23 protein-coding genes are annotated in these 22,921 nt (G+C 42.4%); all 23 read left to right on the top strand.

Annotated elements, in window-relative coordinates; all coding sequences use genetic code 11:
* Positions 1 to 6: 6 nt before the first annotated feature.
* The gene (gene mutL / locus AC4E96_RS04325) at positions 7 to 2,112 is read left to right on the top strand and encodes a DNA mismatch repair endonuclease MutL (protein ID WP_490254995.1); all 2,106 of its coding nucleotides are present in this window, start codon (positions 7 to 9) and stop codon (positions 2,110 to 2,112) included.
* Between the two features lie 74 nt (positions 2,113 to 2,186).
* Positions 2,187 to 3,149 (top strand): tRNA (adenosine(37)-N6)-dimethylallyltransferase MiaA, encoded by a 963-nt coding sequence (gene miaA, locus AC4E96_RS04320; protein WP_488032937.1) that lies wholly within the window; start codon positions 2,187 to 2,189, stop codon positions 3,147 to 3,149.
* Positions 3,150 to 3,227: 78 nt separating this feature from the next.
* A complete protein-coding gene (hfq, locus tag AC4E96_RS04315; RefSeq protein WP_488032936.1) occupies positions 3,228 to 3,476 on the top strand; it encodes an RNA chaperone Hfq in 249 nt (82 codons plus the stop codon).
* Between the two features lie 164 nt (positions 3,477 to 3,640).
* Positions 3,641 to 4,930: a ribosome rescue GTPase HflX gene (hflX, locus tag AC4E96_RS04310; RefSeq protein WP_488032935.1), complete on the top strand. Its 1,290-nt coding sequence runs from the start codon at positions 3,641 to 3,643 to the stop codon at positions 4,928 to 4,930.
* A 109-nt stretch (positions 4,931 to 5,039) separates the two neighbouring features.
* Positions 5,040 to 6,188: an FtsH protease activity modulator HflK gene (hflK, locus tag AC4E96_RS04305; protein WP_488032934.1), complete on the top strand. Its 1,149-nt coding sequence runs from the start codon at positions 5,040 to 5,042 to the stop codon at positions 6,186 to 6,188.
* Between the two features lie 2 nt (positions 6,189 to 6,190).
* A complete protein-coding gene (gene hflC, locus AC4E96_RS04300; RefSeq protein WP_488032933.1) occupies positions 6,191 to 7,066 on the top strand; it encodes a protease modulator HflC in 876 nt (291 codons plus the stop codon).
* Positions 7,067 to 7,296: 230 nt separating this feature from the next.
* Complete coding sequence (locus tag AC4E96_RS04295) at positions 7,297 to 8,595, top strand: adenylosuccinate synthase (protein ID WP_488032932.1); 1,299 nt, start codon at positions 7,297 to 7,299, stop codon at positions 8,593 to 8,595.
* Positions 8,596 to 8,717: 122 nt separating this feature from the next.
* Positions 8,718 to 10,085 (top strand): S41 family peptidase, encoded by a 1,368-nt coding sequence (locus AC4E96_RS04290; protein ID WP_488032931.1) that lies wholly within the window; start codon positions 8,718 to 8,720, stop codon positions 10,083 to 10,085.
* A 109-nt stretch (positions 10,086 to 10,194) separates the two neighbouring features.
* Positions 10,195 to 10,821, top strand: coding sequence for a tetratricopeptide repeat protein (locus AC4E96_RS04285; protein ID WP_490254994.1), 627 nt, complete (start codon positions 10,195 to 10,197; stop codon positions 10,819 to 10,821).
* Positions 10,822 to 11,014: 193 nt separating this feature from the next.
* Positions 11,015 to 13,570: a ribonuclease R gene (rnr, locus tag AC4E96_RS04280; protein ID WP_490254993.1), complete on the top strand. Its 2,556-nt coding sequence runs from the start codon at positions 11,015 to 11,017 to the stop codon at positions 13,568 to 13,570.
* Positions 13,571 to 13,591: 21 nt separating this feature from the next.
* Positions 13,592 to 14,341 carry a 23S rRNA (guanosine(2251)-2'-O)-methyltransferase RlmB gene (gene rlmB, locus AC4E96_RS04275; RefSeq protein WP_488032928.1) on the top strand — a complete coding sequence of 250 codons (750 nt, stop codon included), beginning with the start codon at positions 13,592 to 13,594 and terminating at the stop codon, positions 14,339 to 14,341.
* Between the two features lie 21 nt (positions 14,342 to 14,362).
* A complete protein-coding gene (locus AC4E96_RS04270; RefSeq protein ID WP_490254992.1) occupies positions 14,363 to 15,166 on the top strand; it encodes a substrate-binding periplasmic protein in 804 nt (267 codons plus the stop codon).
* A gap of 89 nt (positions 15,167 to 15,255) precedes the next feature.
* Entirely contained in the window at positions 15,256 to 15,852 is a 597-nt protein-coding gene (locus tag AC4E96_RS04265) for a TlpA disulfide reductase family protein (RefSeq protein WP_490254991.1), read from the top strand.
* A gap of 182 nt (positions 15,853 to 16,034) precedes the next feature.
* The gene (gene rpsF / locus AC4E96_RS04260) at positions 16,035 to 16,373 is read left to right on the top strand and encodes a 30S ribosomal protein S6 (protein ID WP_488032925.1); all 339 of its coding nucleotides are present in this window, start codon (positions 16,035 to 16,037) and stop codon (positions 16,371 to 16,373) included.
* Between the two features lie 20 nt (positions 16,374 to 16,393).
* Positions 16,394 to 16,699, top strand: coding sequence for a primosomal replication protein N (gene priB, locus AC4E96_RS04255; RefSeq protein WP_208831215.1), 306 nt, complete (start codon positions 16,394 to 16,396; stop codon positions 16,697 to 16,699).
* Positions 16,700 to 16,709: 10 nt separating this feature from the next.
* Complete coding sequence (gene rpsR / locus AC4E96_RS04250; RefSeq protein WP_208831217.1) at positions 16,710 to 16,937, top strand: 30S ribosomal protein S18; 228 nt, start codon at positions 16,710 to 16,712, stop codon at positions 16,935 to 16,937.
* A gap of 24 nt (positions 16,938 to 16,961) precedes the next feature.
* Positions 16,962 to 17,414 carry a 50S ribosomal protein L9 gene (gene rplI / locus AC4E96_RS04245; protein ID WP_488032924.1) on the top strand — a complete coding sequence of 151 codons (453 nt, stop codon included), beginning with the start codon at positions 16,962 to 16,964 and terminating at the stop codon, positions 17,412 to 17,414.
* 135 nt (positions 17,415 to 17,549) lie between these two features.
* A complete protein-coding gene (locus AC4E96_RS04240; RefSeq protein WP_490254990.1) occupies positions 17,550 to 18,182 on the top strand; it encodes an RNA polymerase sigma factor in 633 nt (210 codons plus the stop codon).
* Entirely contained in the window at positions 18,182 to 18,667 is a 486-nt protein-coding gene (locus tag AC4E96_RS04235; RefSeq protein ID WP_488032922.1) for a hypothetical protein, read from the top strand. Before AC4E96_RS04240 ends, AC4E96_RS04235 begins: the two co-directional genes overlap by 1 nt.
* Positions 18,668 to 18,682: 15 nt before the next feature.
* Entirely contained in the window at positions 18,683 to 19,648 is a 966-nt protein-coding gene (locus AC4E96_RS04230; protein WP_488032921.1) for a DUF4097 family beta strand repeat-containing protein, read from the top strand.
* Between the two features lie 210 nt (positions 19,649 to 19,858).
* On the top strand, positions 19,859 to 21,259 hold the full coding sequence (dnaB, locus tag AC4E96_RS04225; protein WP_488032920.1) for a replicative DNA helicase: 1,401 nt from the start codon (positions 19,859 to 19,861) through the stop codon (positions 21,257 to 21,259).
* Between the two features lie 6 nt (positions 21,260 to 21,265).
* Entirely contained in the window at positions 21,266 to 22,390 is a 1,125-nt protein-coding gene (gene alr / locus AC4E96_RS04220; protein WP_490254989.1) for an alanine racemase, read from the top strand.
* Positions 22,347 to 22,921 (top strand): PAS domain-containing protein (locus AC4E96_RS04215; protein ID WP_490254988.1); only part of this gene is annotated, 575 nt, incomplete at its 3' end. The genes alr and AC4E96_RS04215, both read left to right, overlap by 44 nt.

Here is a 22,921-nt window from a genome sequence, read left to right as displayed (position 1 = left end):
GTCAGCATGAGTATTAAAATTTTACCACCTCAGCTGGCCAACCAGATTGCCGCAGGTGAAGTGGTAGAAAGGCCGTCATCTGTTGTTAAAGAGCTAGTTGAAAACGCATTAGATGCAGGCGCTACTAAAATCGAAATTGATATTGAGCGCGGTGGTCATAAAAAAATACTGATCAAAGACGATGGCAAGGGTATAGATAAAGATGAGTTAGCGCTGGCGTTATCTCGTCACGCGACAAGCAAAATCTCCGATATGGAAGATTTAGAAGCCATCGTCAGTTTGGGGTTTCGTGGTGAAGCGCTAGCCTCAATCAGTTCAGTTTCTAGACTAACAATTACCTCAAAGCCAAAACACCAAAGTCAAGCATGGTCAGCGATTGCTGAGGGGCTGGATATGGCGGTGGATGTAAAGCCAGCCGCACACCCAAATGGTAGTAGTGTTGAGGTATTGGACCTGTTTTTTAATACACCAGCGAGACGTAAGTTCTTACGCGCCGAAAAAACAGAATTTGGCCACATAGAAACACTTATAAGACGCATCGCTATGAGTCGTCCAGAGATTGCGTTTGTCCTCAAACACAATGGCAAAACGGTGAAACGTTTTCGCAGTCAGGCCCATCTTGAGGATCGCAATGACCGTCACAGTGCTCGGATTGCCGAAGTGATCAATCAGCAGTTTGTCGATAATACCAGTAATAGAACACTTGAATACGGCGATGTAAATATTGCCGTTTGGGTTCGCGAGCCCAATACGTGTCGGACCGTGAGCCCCGCTCAATATGCGTTTGTTAATGGTCGAATGATGAGAGATAAGCTGATTCAGCATGCGATTCGCCAGGCTTATGCTGATCAACTGCATCATGAGCAACAACCAGAGTACGTTTTGTTTATTGAGTTACCGGCGACGGATGTTGATGTTAATGTGCATCCAGCAAAACACGAAGTGCGTTTTCATCATTCTCGATTACTACATGACTTAATCGTGTCAGCGTTTCAAGAAGGACTCGCTGATTTTAATCAAGTTCAAGCAGACTTAACCGACGAAGAAACAAGTAAAAATACCAAGCCAGAGTGGGTCGTCACGCCGCAACAGAGCTTCCAATCGTCAAACGCGGTAAGTCCAGAGATACCGGCGCCTAGTTTTAGCGCTTTAACCCCAACTCAAATAGGCGACAGTGAAAAAGGTAGTACAGATTCGTCGGAATTGAGCCATCAAAATAAACGTTCTGAACCTATATCTCGCAATGACGATTCTCATCATCAATATGCGGTTAAAGAGACTCAAGTCTCTCCAAATGGACTGACGTTTGAAAAATCTGAGCCTAAGTTTGGACTCAAGCCGCTCGTTAAACCAAGCCTCACTCAGCTTCAGCTTGATGAATGTGTAGAATCCGGTGAAACCGTTAAAGCACTTCATAGTGTAGTTGGTGATAATGGGGAAACGGGGGCTGAGCGTGCTCCAGACAATACTAAGCCAAAAGCGGCCACGTTGGGTGAGAATCCATTCGATTTACAGATTGTTCATCGCGACGGGGATAGCTTGTTCATTAAATTGCAAGAGCAAATGTGGCTTGTCGATCTGACATTATTATATGAGGTCGTGCGTGGTTCAGACAGCTTAAATGTTGATATAGATGCCACTGATTCTCGTCTTCCAACATCATTTGAAGGGAAGGACATTGAACCTACACCATTGCTAGTTCCGGTTAGGATACGTCTCAGTCAGAGTGAGCGAGAACATATCGAACATTCTGCAGACGTCCTCTCCAAAAGTGGGTTTGTTTATAAGCTTCACAACGAGTTCTTGATCATAAAACAAGTACCGAGTTTGATACGAGGTAAAAATGCTAACCGTTACCTACCACAGTTTTTTGAAGCTTTATTTCGTTTGTCGAACGTGACCGAAAAGGCCTTGCTCAATCTTTTATTTGTGGAAGATGAAATAAAATCGTCTAACAGTGAAATAAATAAAGCTGAGTTTATGTCTAATTTAGGGAAAATTTCTGAGGAATTGCGTATACTTAGTCAAAGCGAAAACAACGGCGCGGACAATGAGCTAAAGCGTGTGGCTTACCCATTATCGGGTCCAACGTTGTTGCAGATACTAAAATAACCAGCTTTCTTATACCGCAATTACCGCTTTATCAAGAACACCATAAGCTGACAATTTAAGAGAGCCTAGCTTAAATGATTGAATCAAATTCGTTTCCTGAGTCAATAGCATCGGAGCCCAAACACAAATGTGTCATCTCTATTATGGGACCTACTGCCTCAGGAAAAACAGATTTGGCAATGGAATTGGCAGATAAAATAAATGGAGACTTGATAAGTGTCGATTCGGCCCTTATATACCGCGACATGGATATAGGGACTGCGAAGCCTACATCCGAAGAGTTACAAAAATACCCACATCAACTAATCAGTTTTCTCGATCCATCGGAAATATATTCCGCGGCTGATTTTAGAAAAGATGCAATAGCTGCAATAGAGCGTAGTTTTGCAATGGGGAAAACCCCGATTTTAGTTGGTGGAACCATGATGTACTTTAAAGCGTTAGTCGAAGGTATTTCGCAGTTACCTGAAGCTAATCCTGAAGTTCGAGCAAAGATTGAATCTATGGCTAATCAACATGGTTGGCAGTATGTTCATGAAAAATTGGCGGAAGTGGACCCGGATTCTGCAAAACGAATTCACCCTAACGATCCACAAAGGATTAATAGAGCGTACGAGATATACCTTTTATCTGGTAAGACAATGACTCAATTAATGTCTGTGGAAAAGCAGCCGATACCATATGACATAAAGCAGTTTGCTTTTATGTGTGATGACAAGACCGAACTTCACAGTCGAATTGAGCAGCGTTTTCACCTAATGGTAGAGAATGGTTTTGAACAAGAAGTTCGGAAACTTCATGCTCGAGGTGACTTACATATGGACCTTCCTGCGATTCGCTCGGTTGGATATCGCCAAATGTGGCAATATTTAGAGGGTGAATTAGATTGGGATGACATGATTTTTAGGGGCATTGTAGCGACTCGCCAATTAGCTAAGCGTCAACTGACCTGGCTGCGAAGTTGGCAAGACGTGACGTACCTAGAAATAGGAAAAGCAAAAGAAAACTTGCAACGGATTTTAAACTCGCTAAGCTAACCTTTAGCTAAGTAGTTAATCAGTTAATTTGCAAGACAATTATAAAAATAACACTAATAAAGAGAAGGAACATAGACAATGGCTAAGGGGCAGTCTTTACAAGACCCGTTTTTAAATGCACTACGTCGTGAGCGCATTCCCGTTTCGATTTATTTAGTGAACGGTATCAAATTACAAGGCCAAGTTGAGTCATTTGATCAGTTTGTCATTCTACTGAAAAACACGCTAAGTCAAATGGTATACAAACACGCAATTTCAACAATTGTTCCAGCCAGACCGTTCCAAACAAATCCGCATTATGCGGGCGGTAACGACGACGCTGAATAACCTATTTAAGGTTGATTCGGACCAAGCAGTACAGAAGGAATACGCTTAGCGTATTCCTTTTTGCGTTTAAAATTCAAAAAAAAGATCAATTATCACGCCTTTAAAGTATAAGACCTATACTTTGAGACAAACCGAAATATCAAAAACCAAAATAGGAACCACATTTGTTTGATAGATACGAAGGCGGTGAACAAGCCGTTTTAGTTCACGTTAATTTTTCTGCCGAAAATGATCGTGAAGATATAGATGAATTAGGATTACTCGTTTCATCAGCGGGTGTATCAACATTAGCAGTAGTGACAACAAGTCGTCATTCGCCTGATGCAAAATATTATGTCGGGTCGGGTAAAGCTGAAGAAATTGCCAATACCGTCCAAGCGGAAGGCGCTGATATCGTCATCTTCAATCATGCTTTATCACCTTCGCAAGAACGTAACCTTGAAGCGCTTTTTAAATGTAGAGTGTTGGATCGCACGGGTCTGATTCTTGATATATTTGCTCAGCGAGCACGGACACATGAAGGTAAGTTGCAGGTCGAATTAGCCCAGTTACGTCATATTTCAACTCGATTAATTAGAGGCTGGACTCACTTAGAACGACAAAAAGGTGGTATCGGGTTACGTGGTCCAGGTGAAACACAGCTAGAAACGGACCGTCGTTTATTGCGTGCTCGTATTAATCACATTTTGGGACGTTTAGAAAAAGTCTCTAAACAACGTGAACAGGGGCGGCGCTCTCGCAAAAAAGCTGAAGTGCCAACCGTTTCTTTAGTGGGTTATACCAATGCCGGTAAGTCGACGTTATTTAATGCATTAACGCAAGCTGATGTTTATGCAGCGGACCAACTGTTCGCAACACTTGATCCAACCCTTCGTAAAATTGATATTGATGACGTTGGAGAGACGATTTTAGCTGATACCGTTGGGTTTATTAGGCACTTGCCACACGACTTAGTCGCGGCGTTTAAAGCGACGTTAACCGAAACAAGAGAAGCAGATTTACAGCTTCATGTGATTGATGTCGCCGATCCACGAAAGGCAGACAATATTTTTCAGGTCAATGAAGTTTTAACTGAAATAGAAGCAGACGATATTCCTCAGCTACTGGTGTTTAATAAAATCGATTTACTCGATGATGCCGAGCCACATATCGAACGCAATGATGAAGGTAAGCCGATCTCGGTTTGGCTAACGGCTCAAAAAGCGCAAGGCCTTGAGTTATTGCTTCAAGCAATTTCGGAAATACTCGGTTTGGCAATGTGGGACACCACTCTCGTCTTACCGCCAAGTGAGGGTAAATTACGCGCTGAGTTGTACCAATTGAATGGTATTCTCGACGAATCAATAGATGAAAACGGGCAGTTTGTTTTGCAAGTCAGGATAAGTAAAATTGATCAGGCTAAAATAAATAAGCAGCTTGGGTATGACATTGAAAAATGGCAAGAGAGTCATTAAATACACATTTGACAAATTTCGTAACGAGTAATTAATCAATTACATAGAGTTATGCGGACGAGTTTGCTAAATTAACCATAATTAAATTTGATTGAAACTGGAGAGTTTTATGGCCTGGAATGAGCCGGGAAATAACAACAATGATCCGTGGAAGAACCGCGGTGGTAAAGATCAGGGACCACCTGATTTAGACGAACTATTTAAAGATCTTGGTAATCGCTTTAACGGCCTATTTGGCGGCAAAGGCGGTAATCAAGGCGGTACGAGTAAAGGCGGCTTTGGTATTGGCTTAGTACTTATCGTAGCGATTGTGATCTGGTTCCTTTCTGGTTGGTACACGTTACGTGAAGCAGAAAGCGGCGTTGTACTGCGTTTTGGTCAATTCCACGAGCTTAAAGAGCCAGGCCTACGTTTCAACCCAACGTTTGTTGATACGGTAATACCTGTCGACATTCAAACGGTTAAAACGATTCCAGCCGCGGGTTTCATGCTGACTGAAGATGAAAACGTGGTTCAGGTTGAAATGGAAGTTCAGTATCGAGTATTCGATCCACAAAACTTCTTATTCTCGGTACCAGACCCAATCAATAGTCTTCGCCAAGCAACAGACAGTGCGCTTCGTTCTGTTATTGGTAATTCAAAAATGGACGACATCTTAACGTCTGGTCGTGAAATCGTTCGTCAGAGCACTCGTGAAGAACTAGAAAAAATCATCGAACCTTACAAGCTTGGTCTTGCCATTGTCGATGTTAACTTCAAGGACGCTCGTCCACCAGAGCAAGTTAAAGACGCATTTGATGACGCAATCGCCGCTCGAGAAGATGAAGTTCGTTATGTCAACGAAGCTCGTGCCTATGCAAGCGAAGTTGAACCGCGTGCTCGTGGTCAAGTAAACCGTATGGTTCAAGAAGCGACTGCTTACAAGCAAGGCAAAATCTTAGCCTCGCAAGGTCAAGTTGCTAAATTTGAGCAGCTTTTACCAGAGTACAAAGCCGCACCTGAAGTGACTCGCCAACGTTTGTATCTAGAAACGATGGAACAAGTTTTCTCAAGCACGTCAAAAGTCCTTGTCGATACAAAAGGTAACGGCAACATGATGTACTTGCCTCTGGATAAGATCATGCAACAACAAGGTGTAGCACCTTCACAAAACAAGCGTCCTGCCGTGAACTACAACACGGGCTCGGGTAGCACAACTCAGCCACTTCAGGACTCACGTTCTGGTCGTTCTGATCGTTTTAATGGAGGCCGTGACTAATTATGAAATCATTTAGCGTAATTTTAATCGCTGTTTTTGCAATGATGACCTTTTCGTCTTTATTCGTTGTAAAAGAAGGCGAAAGAAGCATTGTAATTCAGTTTGGTAAAGTAAAACGTGATGACGCAGGTGCCCCTGTTGTTAACGAGCCTGGCTTACATATTAAATTGCCATTGGTTGAGCGTGTTAAAACACTAGATGCACGTATTCAAACCCTAGATGGTGAGCCTGACCGTTTTGTTACTGTTGAGAAAAAAGACTTAATTGTTGACTCATATGTCAAATGGCGAATTTCTGACTTCGCAACGTATTACCTTGCAACAGGTGGTATCAAGCGAAATGCAGAACAGCTACTAGACCAAAAAGTAAATAACGGACTTCGTTCAGCATTCGGTTCTCGTACCATCAAAGAAATCGTTTCTGGTGAGCGACAAGAGTTGATGCAGCAAGCGATTGAAGCAGCAAAAAGCTCAAGCGACCTAGGTATTGAAGTTTTGGACGTACGTGTAAAACAAATCAACCTACCAGTTCGAGTGAGTAACTCAATCTTTGAGCGTATGCGTACTGAGCGTCAAGAAGTGGCGAAAGCGCACCGTTCAGAAGGTCGTGAAAAAGCGGAAATCATCCGTGCCGATGTTGATGCTCGTATAACGGTTATGCTTGCTGAAGCAGAACGTGAAGCACAAACACTTCGCGGTGAAGGTGATGCGATGGCTGCCAAACTATACGCAGATGCATTTAATAAGAACCCTGAGTTCTTCTCGTTTGTACGTAGTTTGGAAGCTTATCAAAACAGCTTTAACAGCAAGAACGACATAATGGTATTAGACCCAAGTAGTGACTTTTTCCGCTACATGAAGACAACGACCGGTAAATAACCGAAAGTTAGATCTATACTGAACTATCCAAAAGGGCTCATATGAGCCCTTTTTGTTTTATTGATACAAATAGAGTCTGTTGTAGATTATTTAGTAAATTTTTAAACCCAAGTAATTGGTCTAAAAAACAGACGTCTAGAAGTTTTTATAGAGAAATTCTGAAAAACGGGTGATCTTTGCACCATATTTTTGGTAGAATCCCCGCCTAATTTTTTCTGAGTGATATAAATATGGGCAAAAACGTTGTTGTTTTAGGCACCCAATGGGGTGACGAAGGTAAAGGTAAGGTTGTAGACCTACTGACAGATAAGGCTTCTTATGTAGTGCGTTATCAAGGCGGTCACAATGCTGGCCATACTCTTGTTATCAACGGTGAAAAAACCGTTCTTCACTTAATCCCTTCTGGCGTATTACGCGATGGTGTTAAATGTATCATTGGTAACGGCGTTGTATTGTCTCCAGAAGCGTTATTAAAAGAAATGACTATGCTTGAAGAGCGTGGTGTTCCAGTTAAAGAACGCCTACTTATCTCAGAAGCATGTCCACTAATTCTTCCTTACCACATTGCGCTAGACCAAGCTCGCGAAATTAAACGTGGTAACAAAGCAATCGGTACAACAGGTCGTGGTATCGGTCCAGCTTACGAAGATAAAGTTGCACGTCGTGGTTTACGCGTAGGTGACTTATTCAACCCAGAACTATTCAAAGAAAAGTTAAAAGAAGTATTGGATTTCCACAACTTCGCATTAGTTAACTACTACGGTGTTGAAGCGGTAGATTTTGACAAGACTTACAACGACGCGATGGCTGTAGCAGATATGCTTAAAGCGATGGTTGTTGACGTAACTGATTTATTAGACAAAACACGTTTAGCCGGCGAATCAATCTTGTTCGAAGGTGCTCAAGGTACGTTACTTGACATTGACCACGGTACATACCCATACGTAACGTCTTCTAACACAACCGCTGGTGGTGTAGCGACTGGTGCTGGTTTTGGCCCATGTCATATCGACTACGTATTAGGTATCGTTAAGGCTTACACAACTCGTGTTGGTTCTGGTCCTTTCCCTACCGAGCTTAATGACGAAGTAGGTCACCACTTAGGTACTAAAGGTCACGAGTTTGGTGCGACAACAGGTCGTGAGCGTCGTTGTGGTTGGTTTGATGCCGTTGCAATGAAACGCGCTATCCAGCTTAACTCAATTACTGGTTTCTGCTTAACTAAACTTGACGTATTAGACGGTTTAGAAGAAATCAAGATCTGTACAGGTTACGAGCTAGCAGACGGTTCAATCGTAGATGTGCCACCAATGGCGGCAGAAGGTTACGAGAATGCGAAGCCTATCTACGAAACAGTACCAGGTTGGTCTGAAAACTCGTTCGGTGTAACAGAATTTGACAAGCTTCCTAAGGCTGCTCAAAGCTACATCAAGCGTCTAGAAGAAATCACTGGTGTTCCAATGGATATTATTTCTACAGGTCCAGACCGTAGCGAAACGTTTATCCTACGCAATCCTTTCGGAGAATAATTCGTTACATTTTTATAACGAACTTATCTATCAAAAAGCTGTCTTCGGACAGCTTTTTTTGTATCCTGTACGGTCAAAAATAACTCAAATAATAATAAATCTAGGTTTGACCAGAGGTACACATGTTTAAAAGAAGTAAATTGTCGGCAGTCGTGTTAGCGGCATCATTAGTAAGTGCGTGTGGTGGCGGTGGCTCAGAACCAGAAGTGTCGGTTTCAAAACCGGAAGGCGAGGGATACGCATACTGTTCTGCACCGGATGCAAATGAAAAGTTATTTAGCTATATGCAGGAGTGGTATTTCTGGAATGACGAATTGCCAGCTACATTCGATCCAGAATCACAACCAGACGTTTATAGTGCATTACAAGCGATGACTAAAAATGTGAAAAACGACCGCTTTAGTTTTTCAATGACCGTAGAAGAATACGAAGATTACCAAGCTAGTGTTTTCTTTGGTTATGGTTTTTCTCATAAAAACACTGAAAATAAAGACGGCTTCCATATTCGTTACGCTTATGACGAAGGTACACCGTACAAAGCGGGATTACGCCGTGGAGACATTATCACTGCAATTGACGGCACTTCAGTAGCCGATATCATTGCGGAAGTAGAAGCGGGCACCAAAACACTTGCTGACTACTTTGGTCCAAATGAAGATGGTTACACGATTGAAATTACCTTTAAAAAGCCAACAGGTGAAGAAATCACCGCGGATATTTCAAAAGGTCAAATCGTTGCCAATACTGTTATGGCGACTCAAGTTAAAGAAACGACCGTAGATGGCAAAGCAGCGAAAGTCGGTTACATCGTATTTAACTCGTTTGACAATGTCTCAGAACAAGAACTAAATGAGTCAATTACAGAGCTTAAGTCGCAAGGTGTGGACGAGCTAGTTTTAGACGTACGTTACAACAGCGGTGGCTTAATCCGTGTTGCTAACCAATTAAGTACTCAAATTGGTGGTGATAATGTAATTGGTGAAGAGTTTGTTACTTATGCCTATAACGATGATAAGTCGTCGGAAAATCAAACGAGTTTATTCGCACTAGGTGCTGGTATCGATCAACTTAACCTAGATCGTGTCGTAGTATTAACGACTGAGATGAGCTGTTCTTCAAGCGAATTAGTTGTGAATGGTTTATCGCCGTTTATCGACGTTGTTCAAGTTGGTGGTAAAACTTGTGGTAAGCCTGTAGGTATGAGCCCAGAACAAATCTGTGACGACGTGGTATTTGCTATTAACTTTGAAGGCCAAAACGCCACAGGTTATGGTGCATACTATGACGGTTTACAACCAGACTGTGCGGCAGAAGACGTATTAGTTGGTGATTGGGGTGATGAAAACGACCCAATGCTAAAAGAAGGCTTAGCATACTTAGCAAACGGTCAATGCTCTTCAGCTTCAGCGACCAGTCAGTCACTTAAGTCTGTAACTTCAGAACCAATTGACTGGTCAAAAGGTCCAATGGCGCCACATAACAGAATCTAATTCTTTATACTGGCCTATTCTTTGCTTCAGTGTTTATGACTCGTTTGAGTTATAGGTGCTGAAGCATTTTTGTTTGGCCTATATGTATTTAAAGATAGATGAGAGAGATATGAAAAACTGGTTTGCATTGTTGTGCCTAGGGCTGTTTTTGTCGGCGATGAGCGTCTCTGCGGATGACGACCAATTGCAGGCGGTTCAAATTTATACTCAAGATGAACTTCTTGATTTAATTAAGAAAAACAAACACCTTGAGCGCGTCAAACTAGATCGATGCCAATTGACACGCGACATCGAAGACCGTGCGGTCAAATTACATTTGCCATCTTATGAATTTTTGTACGGTGATATGTTGGTATGGGGTGTCTGTGTTGAACGCGATGCTGAACTTGGCATGTATTATATTCATGAGTCGGCAAAACAAGGCCTAGTAGCGGCAATAGAACAGATTGGTCGTTATTATCATCAAGGAAAATTTGTTCAAAAAGACCTAGATAAAGCGTACACCTATATTTTACGTGCAGCGGAGTTAGGCAATCTCAATGCTCGATTGAGATTGGTTGATATGCAACTCGCTGGCTTGGGCAGTCCTTATGACTTTGAAAACGCTTATCGCTGGTTACATCACGCAGTAATTGTTGATAAACAAAAACACCAACAAGCGGCGAATAAATTAGCCAAGTTAGCTGACCTTATGCACCCAAAGTCAGTTAAAGCAGCAAAAAGTCGAGCTTATTAGCCAACACCGAAACGGCTTTAATTTATATTTAATCAAAACTCAACGACATAATCCCGAAACTGTTGATATACTAGTCTATATCTCATGTATCAGTGCACCTATAAAACGAGTGCAATCTATTTTGGCTTTTTTCACGTAAAAACATTAAAGGCCAATAAAAATAACTATTTAAGTAAGTAATAACGGAAAATTAATGCCAAAAAACGACCCGAACTATACTCGGGAAAAAGAAAAATATGACAAGCCTATTGCCAGTCGCGAGTTTATTCTTGAAGCGATGGCCCAAATCGATAAGCCTCTCTCTTTTAACGAAATCATTTCACTTTGCAAAATATCAGATCCAGATTCGGTTGTCGCACTTAAGCGTCGCCTGCGCGCCATGGAACGCGAAGGTCAGTTGCTGTTTAATAAATTTAAGAAGTACCAGATCCCGACTCAACAAGATTTAATTGAAGGGCGCGTGCTTGGCCATCGAGATGGGTTCGGCTTTTTACAACCAGACGGTGCAACAAATAATAAAAGTGACTGGTACATCAGTCACAGTCAAATGAGAAGCTTGTTACCAGGCGATAAAGTATTAGCTCAGCCTATTGGTGAATTTAAGGGCAAAACTGAAGCACGTATTATTAGTGTAAAGGAACCAAGAACGGCACCGATTATAGGTCGATATTTTGTTGAGCAAAATACACAGGTTGTTATTCCTGATGACGGTCGTATAAATCAAGAAATCATTATTCCCAAAGGTGAGCAATTAGATGCTCGACATGGTCATATGGTTATTGTCGAATTGACCCAAAGACCAAGTAAACGGAGTTCAGCGATTGGCAAAGTTACCGAAGTCTTAGGTGAACATATGGCACCAGGGATGGAAGTCGATATTGCACTTCGCAATCATGAAATCCCATTCCAATGGTCAAAAAATATCGAGCGCTTTGTCAGCAAATTGTCGCCTGAAGTTCAGGAAAAAGATAAAAAAGATCGTGTTGATTTACGCGAATTACCATTAGTAACGATTGACGGTGAAGACTCACGCGATTTCGACGATGCAGTTTATTGTGAACCTAAAAAGTCAGGTGGTTGGCGCCTATATGTAGCCATTGCCGATGTATCACACTATGTCAGACACAATACCGAGCTGGATCAAGAGGCGATAGAAAGAGGAAACTCTGTTTACTTCCCTTCTAAAGTTATTCCAATGTTACCAGAGGCCCTTTCAAATGGTCTGTGTTCATTGAATCCTCAAACGGATCGCCTGTGTATGGTGGCCGAAATGACCATTTCAGAGCGCGGTAAGTTATCAGGGTTTAAGTTTTACGAAGCGGTTATGCATTCGCATGCCAGACTGACCTATACAAAAGTTGCTGCGATGTTAGAGGGTGATACCGATCTTCAAGAGCGGTATCAGCATGTTTGGCCACATGTTCAAGACTTAAACAGTCTGTATCAAACCCTAAAAAGTGTTCGTTCAGAGCGTGGTGCTTTCGAGTTTGAAACCGTTGAGCCTAAGTTCATTTTTAATGCACAGAAGAAAATTGATCACGTAGAAGTAGTCGAGAGAAACGACGCCCATAAAATCATTGAAGAATGTATGATTTTGGCCAATGTTGCGGCGGCTAAGTTTATTGAAAAACACGATGGTCATGCACTTTATCGAGTTCACGACAAGCCCGATCCGAGCAAATTAGCGACGTTTCGTTCTTTCTTGGCTGAGTTAGGCGGTGAGCTAACCTTTTCAGATGAGCCGACTCCGAAAGAACTTAGTAGCCAGGTAAACAGCTACTTAAGCCGCCCTGACGGTGAGCTGATTCAGACGATGATGATCAGGAGTATGCGCCAAGCGGTGTATCAGCCGGATAATATCGGTCATTTTGGCTTGGCATTAGAAGGTTATGCGCATTTCACTTCGCCAATTAGACGTTATCCAGACTTAATTGTGCATCGAGCTATTAAGGCAATTTTGCACAAGCAGAAGCACAAGACATCTGGTCATTACGCTTATACTGAAGATGAGCTAGAGGAATTAGGTGAACAATGCTCAATGACAGAGCGCCGTGCAGATGAAGCGGTCCGGGATGTTGAGTCGTGGTTGAAGTGTGAATTCATGCAAGACCATATCAGCAAAGAATACTTAGGCGTGATTGCTTCGGTGACCAATTTTGGACTGTTTGTCAGGTTAAAAGATTTACATATAGAAGGGCTCGTTCATATTACCGCGCTGGGTAATGATTACTATAATTATAGTCCAGAACGCGGGGCACTAGTTGGTGAGCATTCTCGCAAAGTTTTCCGTTTAGGCGACGAACTCACTGTTCGAGTCGTGTCGGTTAATCTAGAAGACAAACAGATTGATTTTGAGTTAGCGGAGAATACTCGACCAGGTCGACGTTCTACAAAGTCTGGTGGTGGTAGATCAGGTGGAGCTAAAACTCGTGGGTCTCGTTCTACTGCTTCAAATGGCGACAAACCTAGGCGAAGTAATGCCAACCAGGCACGTAGTGAAAATGCCGCCATTGGTATACGTGAAAAATTGCGTCGAGGAGAAGTGCCAGGAGAAGATGAGGCCAAAGGTGAGAGTAAAAAGACCACCAAAAAGGGCAAGTCGTCAGCACGAAAAAGCAGTTCGGGTAGCACCAAACCAAAGCGCAAACCCAAATCACGTGCAGCCAAGCGAATTGCTAAAAAGAAACAAGAAGGTGTGGGTGGTAAAAAGGCCGCCAAAAAGCCGAATAAACGCAAGAATAAAAAGTAAGAGTTAAATTAAGAGATAATTATGAGTTCAGAAATCGCCTACGGCATTCATTCTTTGACGGCTATTATTCAACATGAGCCAGAGAGAATCATTGAGTTATTTGTATTAAAAGGCCGTGAAGATGAGCGTATCAAGCCTATTTTGACAGAAGCATACTCTCTTGGTATCTCGGTTCAATATACATCCAGAAAAGCATTAGATGAAAAGTGTCAGGGCGAACAACACCAAGGTGTCGTTGCAAGAGTAAAAGCGGCTAAGCAAAAAGACGAAGGTGACTTAAAACTGTGGTTAAAAACCATCGAACAACGTGACAAGCCACCATTTTTATTAGTGTTGGACGGCGTGACTGACCCGCATAATTTAGGTGCGGTATTGCGTACTGCAGATGCAGCCGGTATTGATGGCGTTATTGTTCCAAAAGATAAATCGGCCAAGCTAAATGGGACCGCGCGTAAAGTGGCCTGTGGTGCTGCCGAAGTCATGCCCCTCTATGTAGTGACTAATCTGGCTCGTAGTCTAAAATTATTACAAGACAATAACGTTTGGATTATTGGCACCGCTGGCGAGGCTAAAGCGGATGTTTTCGAAATGAAGTTCTCGGGACCTCTTGCAATCGTTATGGGCGCAGAGGGAACAGGAATGAGACGCCTCACTCGTGAGCATTGTGACGAATTAGTCAAAATACCGATGGCGGGTTCGGTATCAAGCCTCAACGTGTCGGTGGCGACAGGGGTTATTTTATACGAAGCGGTTCGTCAACGCCGAGTTTAACAAGAAGGCTCTCTACTAAATATGATTGTGCAAACCTCTCTGCAATGGTTACACATCACGAAACACCTATCTCGTTCTCTGGGTGTTTCGACTTTAGTTTTATTCCTATTATTTATTCCCTCTTACGTATTTAGTGATACCCCAGCCAGCTCTTTAAAGTTGAAAACCTGTGTTGACTTCATTCCCTATTTAATCGACGAGAATGGCCAAAGGCGTTGGTTAGGAAGACATATTCACTTGTTACACATTATTGCCGAAGAAGCGGGGATACAAATCGCAGAGCCGAAAAGAGAATCGTTTGACAACTGCTTACAATTAATGAAAAGCGGTGCTGTCGATATTATGCCAGGCCTTTTGTTTAATGAGGAACGAGCTGAATACATGGAGTTTGTTGCTTATACGGGCCGGGCAGCGGTTGCGGTCTTTTCACTAAAGACAAATAAAGACAAAATATCTAAAGACGCCGAATTACTTATTGCCTACGAAAAAGGTTATATCGTCCCTAGTACTATTGCAGAAGTTTATTACAACAGTCAGTTTATCGATGTAAGCGACATATCAGCAGGGATTCGGCTGGTGGAAAAACAGCGTGTCGATGCGTTTATTGCGCCAAAAGTGACGGCTTTTGAAGTGATGACCGAATTAAACATGAACAAGAACAAGTTTGTGTATTCAATGTTTAGTCAACCAAATGAAAGTGTTCATGTCGCGTTAAGTAAAGCCTCACCAAAAGTAACAGAAACAACAAAGCGTGCCATATCCAACGCAATAAACAGATTGAAAGAAAAAGGACTAATTCAAAAGATACTGGAAACTAAAAACTAACAAATCCTGTCTATACTTAAAATTCATGGCACAATAACAGTGTACTGTTTGGGTACATAAGTATTTCAGTTTTTAGTTGGTGTAATCATATGAAACGACTCACAATATTAGTTTTTCTACTTTGTCTTAACATTGTACTTTTTGTGCCCACTGCAATGGCTTTAGACGAGCCAGAAGTCGAGCTTGATGAAGATGGTAACCCAATTGTTAAACTCGATGAGGCACCAGAATGGGTGCTAACGGACGGTATGGGTAATAACGTGAGCTCAGCGGATTTAGCGGGTAAGCCTTATGTTCTGACCTTTTGGGCGACATGGTGTCCTTACTGTAAAAAGTTTCAACCGGGGCTTGATTATATCGCATTAGATTACATTGAAATTGGTATTCCTACTTATGCTGTCAGTTTTTGGGAAAATGAGGGCGCGACACCGGTTGAGGAAATGGAAAACCGAGGCTTGTATTTACCTGTGTTAGTAGAAGGCGACCAAGTAGCAAAAGCGTTTGGTGTCCTGGGTACTCCAACAACCATTTTTGTAAATCAGGATGGCGAAATCGTTTATCGTCACACCGCCTTCGACCCAAATGATCCGCAGCTGCGAGTTGCTTATGAGCAATTAAAAGATGAAATGGAAAAGCCCGAGCCAAAAGCAACCGAAGACGAACAAGCAGAAACAGATAACGACTAGCCACTAAACACATGAAACGACTCAGCGCTTTGCTGTTTAAATTTCCAACAAAGCGCTTGTAACCCTGCCAAATACCCGTATAATTACGCGCCCAAATCAGCTATTACTAATTTTGTTCCTTGCCTTTGTTCAAGTGTGGCTGAGCTTGTCGATAAGGCTACTAATCCATAAGGAATCTAACGATGCGTCATTACGAAATCGTTTTCATGGTTCACCCTGACCAGAGTGAACAAGTTACTGGTATGATCGAGCGTTATACTGGTCTAGTTACAGAAGCAAATGGTACTGTTCACCGTCTTGAAGACTGGGGTCGTCGCCAATTAGCTTATCCAATTGAGAAACTACACAAAGCGCACTACGTTCTTATGAACGTTGAAGCACCAAGTGCAGTTATCGCTGAGTTAGAAGAAACTTTCCGTTACAACGACGCTGTTTTACGTAGCTTGACTATCCGTAAAGACGTAGCTGTTACTGAAGCTTCTCCTTTAGCGAAAGAAGAGAAAAAAGAACAAGCTGCTTAATTAAAACGGAGAACGCTTAGGTGTTAAATCAGCTAGTTATTACTGGCCAAGTTTGTAAATCGCCGAAGTTTTCTACCAGCCCTGCAGGTGTGGTCCACGGACAATTTTCAATTGAACACAGATCACAACAACAGGAAGACGGATTTAATCGCAATGCGTACGTTCGAATTCATGTTGTGACTTGCGGAGAACAACAGCAGCAGTTAACCAAACATTTTATTGTGGGTGATGAAGTTAAAGTGAGTGGATTTTTAAACCGCCACGAAAGCAAAAACGGCCAAGCCATTATTGCGATTCATGCTCAACAAATAGAAAGACTCAATTAGGAGACTACTAATGGCACGTTATTTCAGACGTCGTAAAGTATGCCGTTTCAAAGCAGATGGCGTAAAAGAGATCGATTACAAAGATCTATCAACTCTACGTAACTACGTTACAGAGAGCGGTAAAATCGTACCTAGCCGTATCACTGGTACAAGTGCAAAGTACCAACGCCAATTAGCACGTGCAATCAAACGCGCGCGTTTCTTAGCATTGTTACCATACACAGATTTACATCAATAAGATTGGCATAAGAGGTTAATACACATGAACGTAATCCTTTTAGACAAAGTTGCCAACTTAGGTTCACTTGGTGACAACGTATCAGTTAAGTCTGGTTTTGCTCGTAACTTCCTTTTCCCACAAGGTAAGGCTGTTCCAGCAACTAAAGCAAACTTAGAAATGTTCGAAGCACGTCGCGCTGAATTAGAAGCGAAAGTTGCTGAAGAACTAGCTGCAGCAGAAGCGCGCGCTGAAAAGTTAAACGCATTAGAAGCGATCACTATCGCATCTAAAGCGGGTGACGAAGGCAAGCTATTCGGTTCAATCGGCACTCGTGACATCGCTGAAGCGATCACAGCGGCTGGCGTTGAAGTTGCTAAAGCTGAAGTTAAAATGCCTGAAGGTGCAATCCGTGAAACTGGCGAGTTCGAACTTGCTGTTCAATTGCACCCAGAAGTAATGGCAACGGTAAACGTTGTAGTTATCGCTGAAGCATAATTTAGCTTTTTAAAAAGATTTTTCTTTTTATTGAAAAACACCGCTTAATGCGGTGTTTTTTTTTGCCCATTTAAACCTTTAATGATTTGATAGTGACTAATCTAATAACTAAATGAACAAGAGACTGGATTTCAAGTGACGGGACAAGTAATTGAACCCAATGCATTTAAGTCAGCTTCAACAAAAAATGAAGAATATGACGATATGCATTGGGTTGAACAACTTAAACGAGGCCAACAGCAGGCATTGCGTCCCTTGTACGAAATGTATGGTAAAAAAGTCTACGCCTTGAGTCATCGTTTATCGAGTGATGCGGAGGTAGCTGAGGACATCACTCAAGAAGTGTTTGTTCAGGTTTGGCAAAAGATCCATAACTTTCGTGGGGAGAGTAAATTTAGTACCTGGTTGTATTCGGTGACGAGCCATGTCGCCATCAATCATATGCGAAAGCAAAAGCGCTGGTGGCAGTCATGGTTTGTTAAAAATGATGCTCAGACAGGCGCGGATATTATCGATAATGTACCCACAACGGACGAGCAGACTGACTTCAGCTTGTCGCGCAGTGGACTTGATAAACATATTGCGCAGTTACCACAGCAGGCCCGAATTGTTTTTGTGCTATTTGCAGTACAAGGCTGGCGTCATGAGGAAATCAGTAAAGAACTGAATATTGCGGTTGGTTCGAGTAAGGCACAGTACCATAGAGCCAAACAATTATTACAAGCGTCTTTACAAGCAGAAAGTTCACTTAGTGAGGGGGTTGCTTAATGAAACATAATGAACAAAGTATCGACCAATTAGTTGAGTCATTACCTGAAGAGATGACCCCGCAGCGTGATTTGTGGCAAGGCATTGAACAAGCAGTTGCCAAAACGCCACAAGAAGTGCCGAAGAAATCCTTTGAACTTCATTGGGGAGCAGTTGCGGCAGCCATTGCACCGATAGCACTCGTTGGTGGGATTTTGATGAACAACCAACAGCCAGTGGACACGACACCAGAGTGGTTGGCACCAGTAACGGCGAGCTATGAGCTACAAAAGCGCACTATGCTGAAATTGGTGGATGGTCAAACGTCAGTCAACAAAAATTGGCAGGAAACATTACAAGAATTAGAGGAAGCCGAAGCGTCATTAAAAGAAGCGCTAAAGCATCAACCTCAAGATCCAGCGTTGATGAAAATGCTGAATCAAGTTTATCAACAACAGCTGGACATAATTGCGAAAAGTCATCAGTCCAAGTTTATGCAAATTTAAAATGGGTAAAAAATCATGAATAGAATCTTAAAAACAGTATCTAAGTGGTCAATTTTGTCGATGACTTTATTAAGTGCAGGGGTTGCACTTGCAGGAGAAAAAATTGATCAAGCACTAGAAACCGCTGTGGATGGGCGTGTTTCTATCGATGTTATGAGCGGTGAAGTTCAGATCAAAAGTTGGGACAAGAACGAAGTAAAAGTCGTTGGTGAATTAGATGATGACGCAGAGGGCTACCAGTTTGAACAAAACAATAATCGCGTCGTGTTTAAAGTTCACATGCCACGCCAGCGCTGGGGCAGTTGGAAAGACAGTGGTGGTTCTGAGCTAACGTTCTGGGTACCGAAAGGAAGTGAGCTTAGATTTGAGGGCGTGAATACTGATATCAAAGTAGATGGAATCACAGGTAGTAGTCGTATCAACACGGTGAATGGTGATATCGAAGCGTACCAATTAACCAGTCGCGTTAGTCTAGAAACTGTGAATGGTCGTGTTGAAGCGGAAAAGCTTGAAGGCAAAATCAAATTGATGACGGTGAATGGTGAAATCGACGATAGGGATAGCGCTGGCGAATTAGAAATAGAAGCAGTGAACGGCGATATTCGTACTAACTCGCAGGCTGAGGAAGTTGCTGTAAATAACGTAAATGGCGATATGAACCTAACCCTGAAAAATATTAAAGAGTTAGAAATCAATACAGTAAATGGTGATATCGGCATGTCACTAGAGACGCAAAAACGAGCTAAGGTGTATATTTCGACGGTAGGTGGTGATGCTTATATCAAAATGCCAAGTGATATCAGTGCTAACTTTAGTATTGAAGCTCACTCAGGTGGCGATATTACCAACCGCTTAACCAGTGATCGCTCAACAAAAGAACGCTACGGTCCAGGTGAGTCACTGCGATTTACCACTGGTAGTGATGCGGTAGAAATTGAAATCGATACAGTTTCTGGTGACATCAAGTTATTAAAAGACTAGTTTTAATACGCAGCTGCTCGTCATTGTACGAGCAGCGTTTTACTTTTTTCTCAGTCACGTTCCTTTGATATTTCATTACCCCTTTCGCGTCTATAAGGCTTCGATGGATAAGGCCCAAAACCCAATATGAATCGCTATTGCGCAAAGCGATTATTCCACCTAAAATGGCTGTCCTTGTCGCATTTTCTAACGTTTTAGGTCCCATAATTCATGGCAAAGTCATCATACAAACCGACCAAAGAGCAACAAGCTCAGGTCGATTCTCTCAAGGTTCCACCGCACTCCATTGAAGCTGAACAATCGGTATTAGGTGGCTTGATGCTCGACAATAATGCTTGGGACCGTGTTGCAGAAAAGGTCGTAAAAGATGACTTTTATTTAAGGCAACACAAAGCTATTTTCTCGGCGATGGCCGGATTGATGACTCAAAACAATCCAATCGATTTGATTACGGTTTCAGAAGCGCTCGAAAAGGACAAATTGTTAGAAGAAGTCGGTGGATTTGCATACTTAGGCGAAATCGCCAAAAACACGCCAAGTGCAGCAAACATCGTTGCTTATGCTGAGATTGTTAGAGAGCGTGCCGTTGTGCGAGAACTAATTGGTACTGCTAACGAAGTTGCTGATGCATGTTACAACCCAGAGGGTAGAAGCTCAGAAGAGTTGCTCGATTTTGCTGAATCCCGAGTTTTTAAAATTGCAGAACAACGAGAGAACGCTAATGAAGGTCCAAAAGACCTCAATTCAATTCTGACCTCAACTGTCGATAAGATAGAAGAGCTTATGCGTACCGACAATGACGGTATTACTGGCTTAACAAGTGGCTTCCAAGACTTAGACAAAATGACCAGTGGCTTCCAGCCTTCCGATTTAATCATTGTCGCGGCACGTCCTTCCATGGGTAAAACGACGTTTGCCATGAACCTAGTCGAAACGGCCGCATTAACCTCAGATAAGCCAGCCTTAGTATTCAGTTTAGAGATGCCGGCCGATTCCATCATGATGAGGATGTTGGCGTCACTTGGCCGTATTGACCAAACCAAAGTTCGTACCGGTAACTTAGATGACGATGATTGGGCTCGTTTGGCCAGTACACTTGGCATTATGCAAGAAAAAGGCAAGCTGTACATTGATGACTCATCGGGTCTGACACCAACCGAAGTGCGTTCACGTGCACGCCGAATTGCCCGTGAACACGGTGGTTTATCTATGATCATGATTGACTACTTACAGCTCATGCGTTCGCCTGAATTTAAAGACAACCGTACCCTGGAAATTGCCGATATTTCTGCATCATTAAAAGCATTAGCAAAAGAATTAAATATTCCGGTTATTGCCCTAGCTCAGCTTAACCGTGGTCTAGAGCAACGAGCTGACAAGCGTCCAGTTAACTCAGATTTACGTGAATCGGGGTCAATTGAGCAAGACGCCGACTTAATTATGTTTATTTATCGTGATGAGGTTTATCACGAAGACTCGGCTGATAAAGGCACGGCCGAAATAATTATTGGTAAGCACCGTAATGGTCCAATCGGACGTATTCGACTTACCACTCAGCTACATTATTCTCGCTTTGATAATTATGCGGGTAACGCGTTTATTGAGGACTAACACTCAATGAAAATTGCGGTAGCTGAAATTAATCTAAGTGCGATTCAACACAATTTGAAGGTGGTGCGAAAGCACGCGCCTAATAGCAAAGTGCTAGCAATGTTAAAAGCCAATGCTTATGGTCACGGCACGACTGAAATTGCTACTGCATTGGACGATGCTGATGCATTTGGTGTTGCGCGTTTGAGCGAAGCTGTGGCGTTGAGAGCCGCTGGTATTACTAAGCCGATAGTTTTATTAGAGGGCTTTTTTGAAGCGGATGAATTGCAAATTATCGCTAACCTTGGCTTAGATACGGTCTTGCATTCGCAAACTCAAATTGACCAGTTTTTGGCAGCAAGCTTGCCACGCTCCATTCGAGTGTGGCTAAAAGTCGATACCGGAATGAACCGCTTGGGTATTCGTCCAGAACAGTTCACCAAAAATAGGAATGTCTTAAGTGATCATGAAAACGTATTGGGTAAGCCAATCCTTATGAGTCACTTTGGTTGTGCCGATGAAACTCAACATCCATTAAATGAACATCAATTTGCGCTGTTTTCTGAGCTCGAAGCTTCTCATGATGGCGAGTCATCTTTTGCTAATTCTGCCGCGATTTTATCTTTGCCAGACGCTCATAAACAATGGGTTCGTCCAGGCATTATGCTTTATGGTGTGTCGCCAATCGAAGCCACGTTTGCGATTGATTATGGGTTAATGCCTGTGATGACCTTGAGAAGTAGTGTGATTGCTATTCGGGATATCAAAAAAGGTGAAACGGTTGGCTATGGAGCAACATGGACTGCCCAAGAAGATACAAAATTAGCAGTTATAGCAATAGGTTATGGCGATGGTTACCCAAGAAATGCAAAGAACGGCACGCCGGTAATGATCGAAAAGTATACATATTACTTGGCTGGACGCGTTTCTATGGATATGATTAGTGTTGATATAGGAACAAAATCAGATGTCAAAATTGGCGACGAAGCTATACTTTGGGGAGAAGGTCTTCCGATAGAAGTAATTGCCGAGCAAGCTGAAACGGTTCCTTATGAGTTGCTTTGCGGGGTAACGGGAAGAGTCGAAAAACAGTTTTTGCAAGGGTCGCATGAAGTTAAAGATCAACCACGAAAAGTTATTACACAACCTTAGTACCGGTATCATAGCCTTTAATGATAACGCCGAGATAACTTATGCGAATCAAAAGGCAATCGAGTGGTTGGGGCTTCTCTGTGAAATAGGCACAAAAAACTTCGTTACTCCAGATAATTGGCAGATTGTAGACAAATTTGGCGAAACACTTCCTTACGAACAATACCCGGGTTACCTTGCAGCCCATTCTCCTGACCCTGTCGAAAACTACGAAATTGGTGTTTTTAACTTTAAGGAAGACAAATACTTTTGGTTTTTATGTGATGCTTACAAGTCGCCGTCAGAGGTAGATGGAGTTGATCACTATGTCGTTACTTTCACCAATATATCAGCTCAGAAAGAACACATTCCATTTAAAGACATTGTCGAACATGCTAATGACGTGGTTATCGTTAGTGATGCTAATAATCTAAAAGGAGCTGGACCTTCTATTGTTTATGTAAATCAGGCGTTTACCAAACTAACCGGTTTTACACCTGATGAAGCAATTGGCGCGACAACTCAAATTGTTCAAGGTGAAAAAACCAGCCC

It is taken from the genome of Psychrosphaera sp. (assembly GCF_982872775.1).
This window is presented reverse-complemented; position numbering and strand designations above follow the sequence as displayed.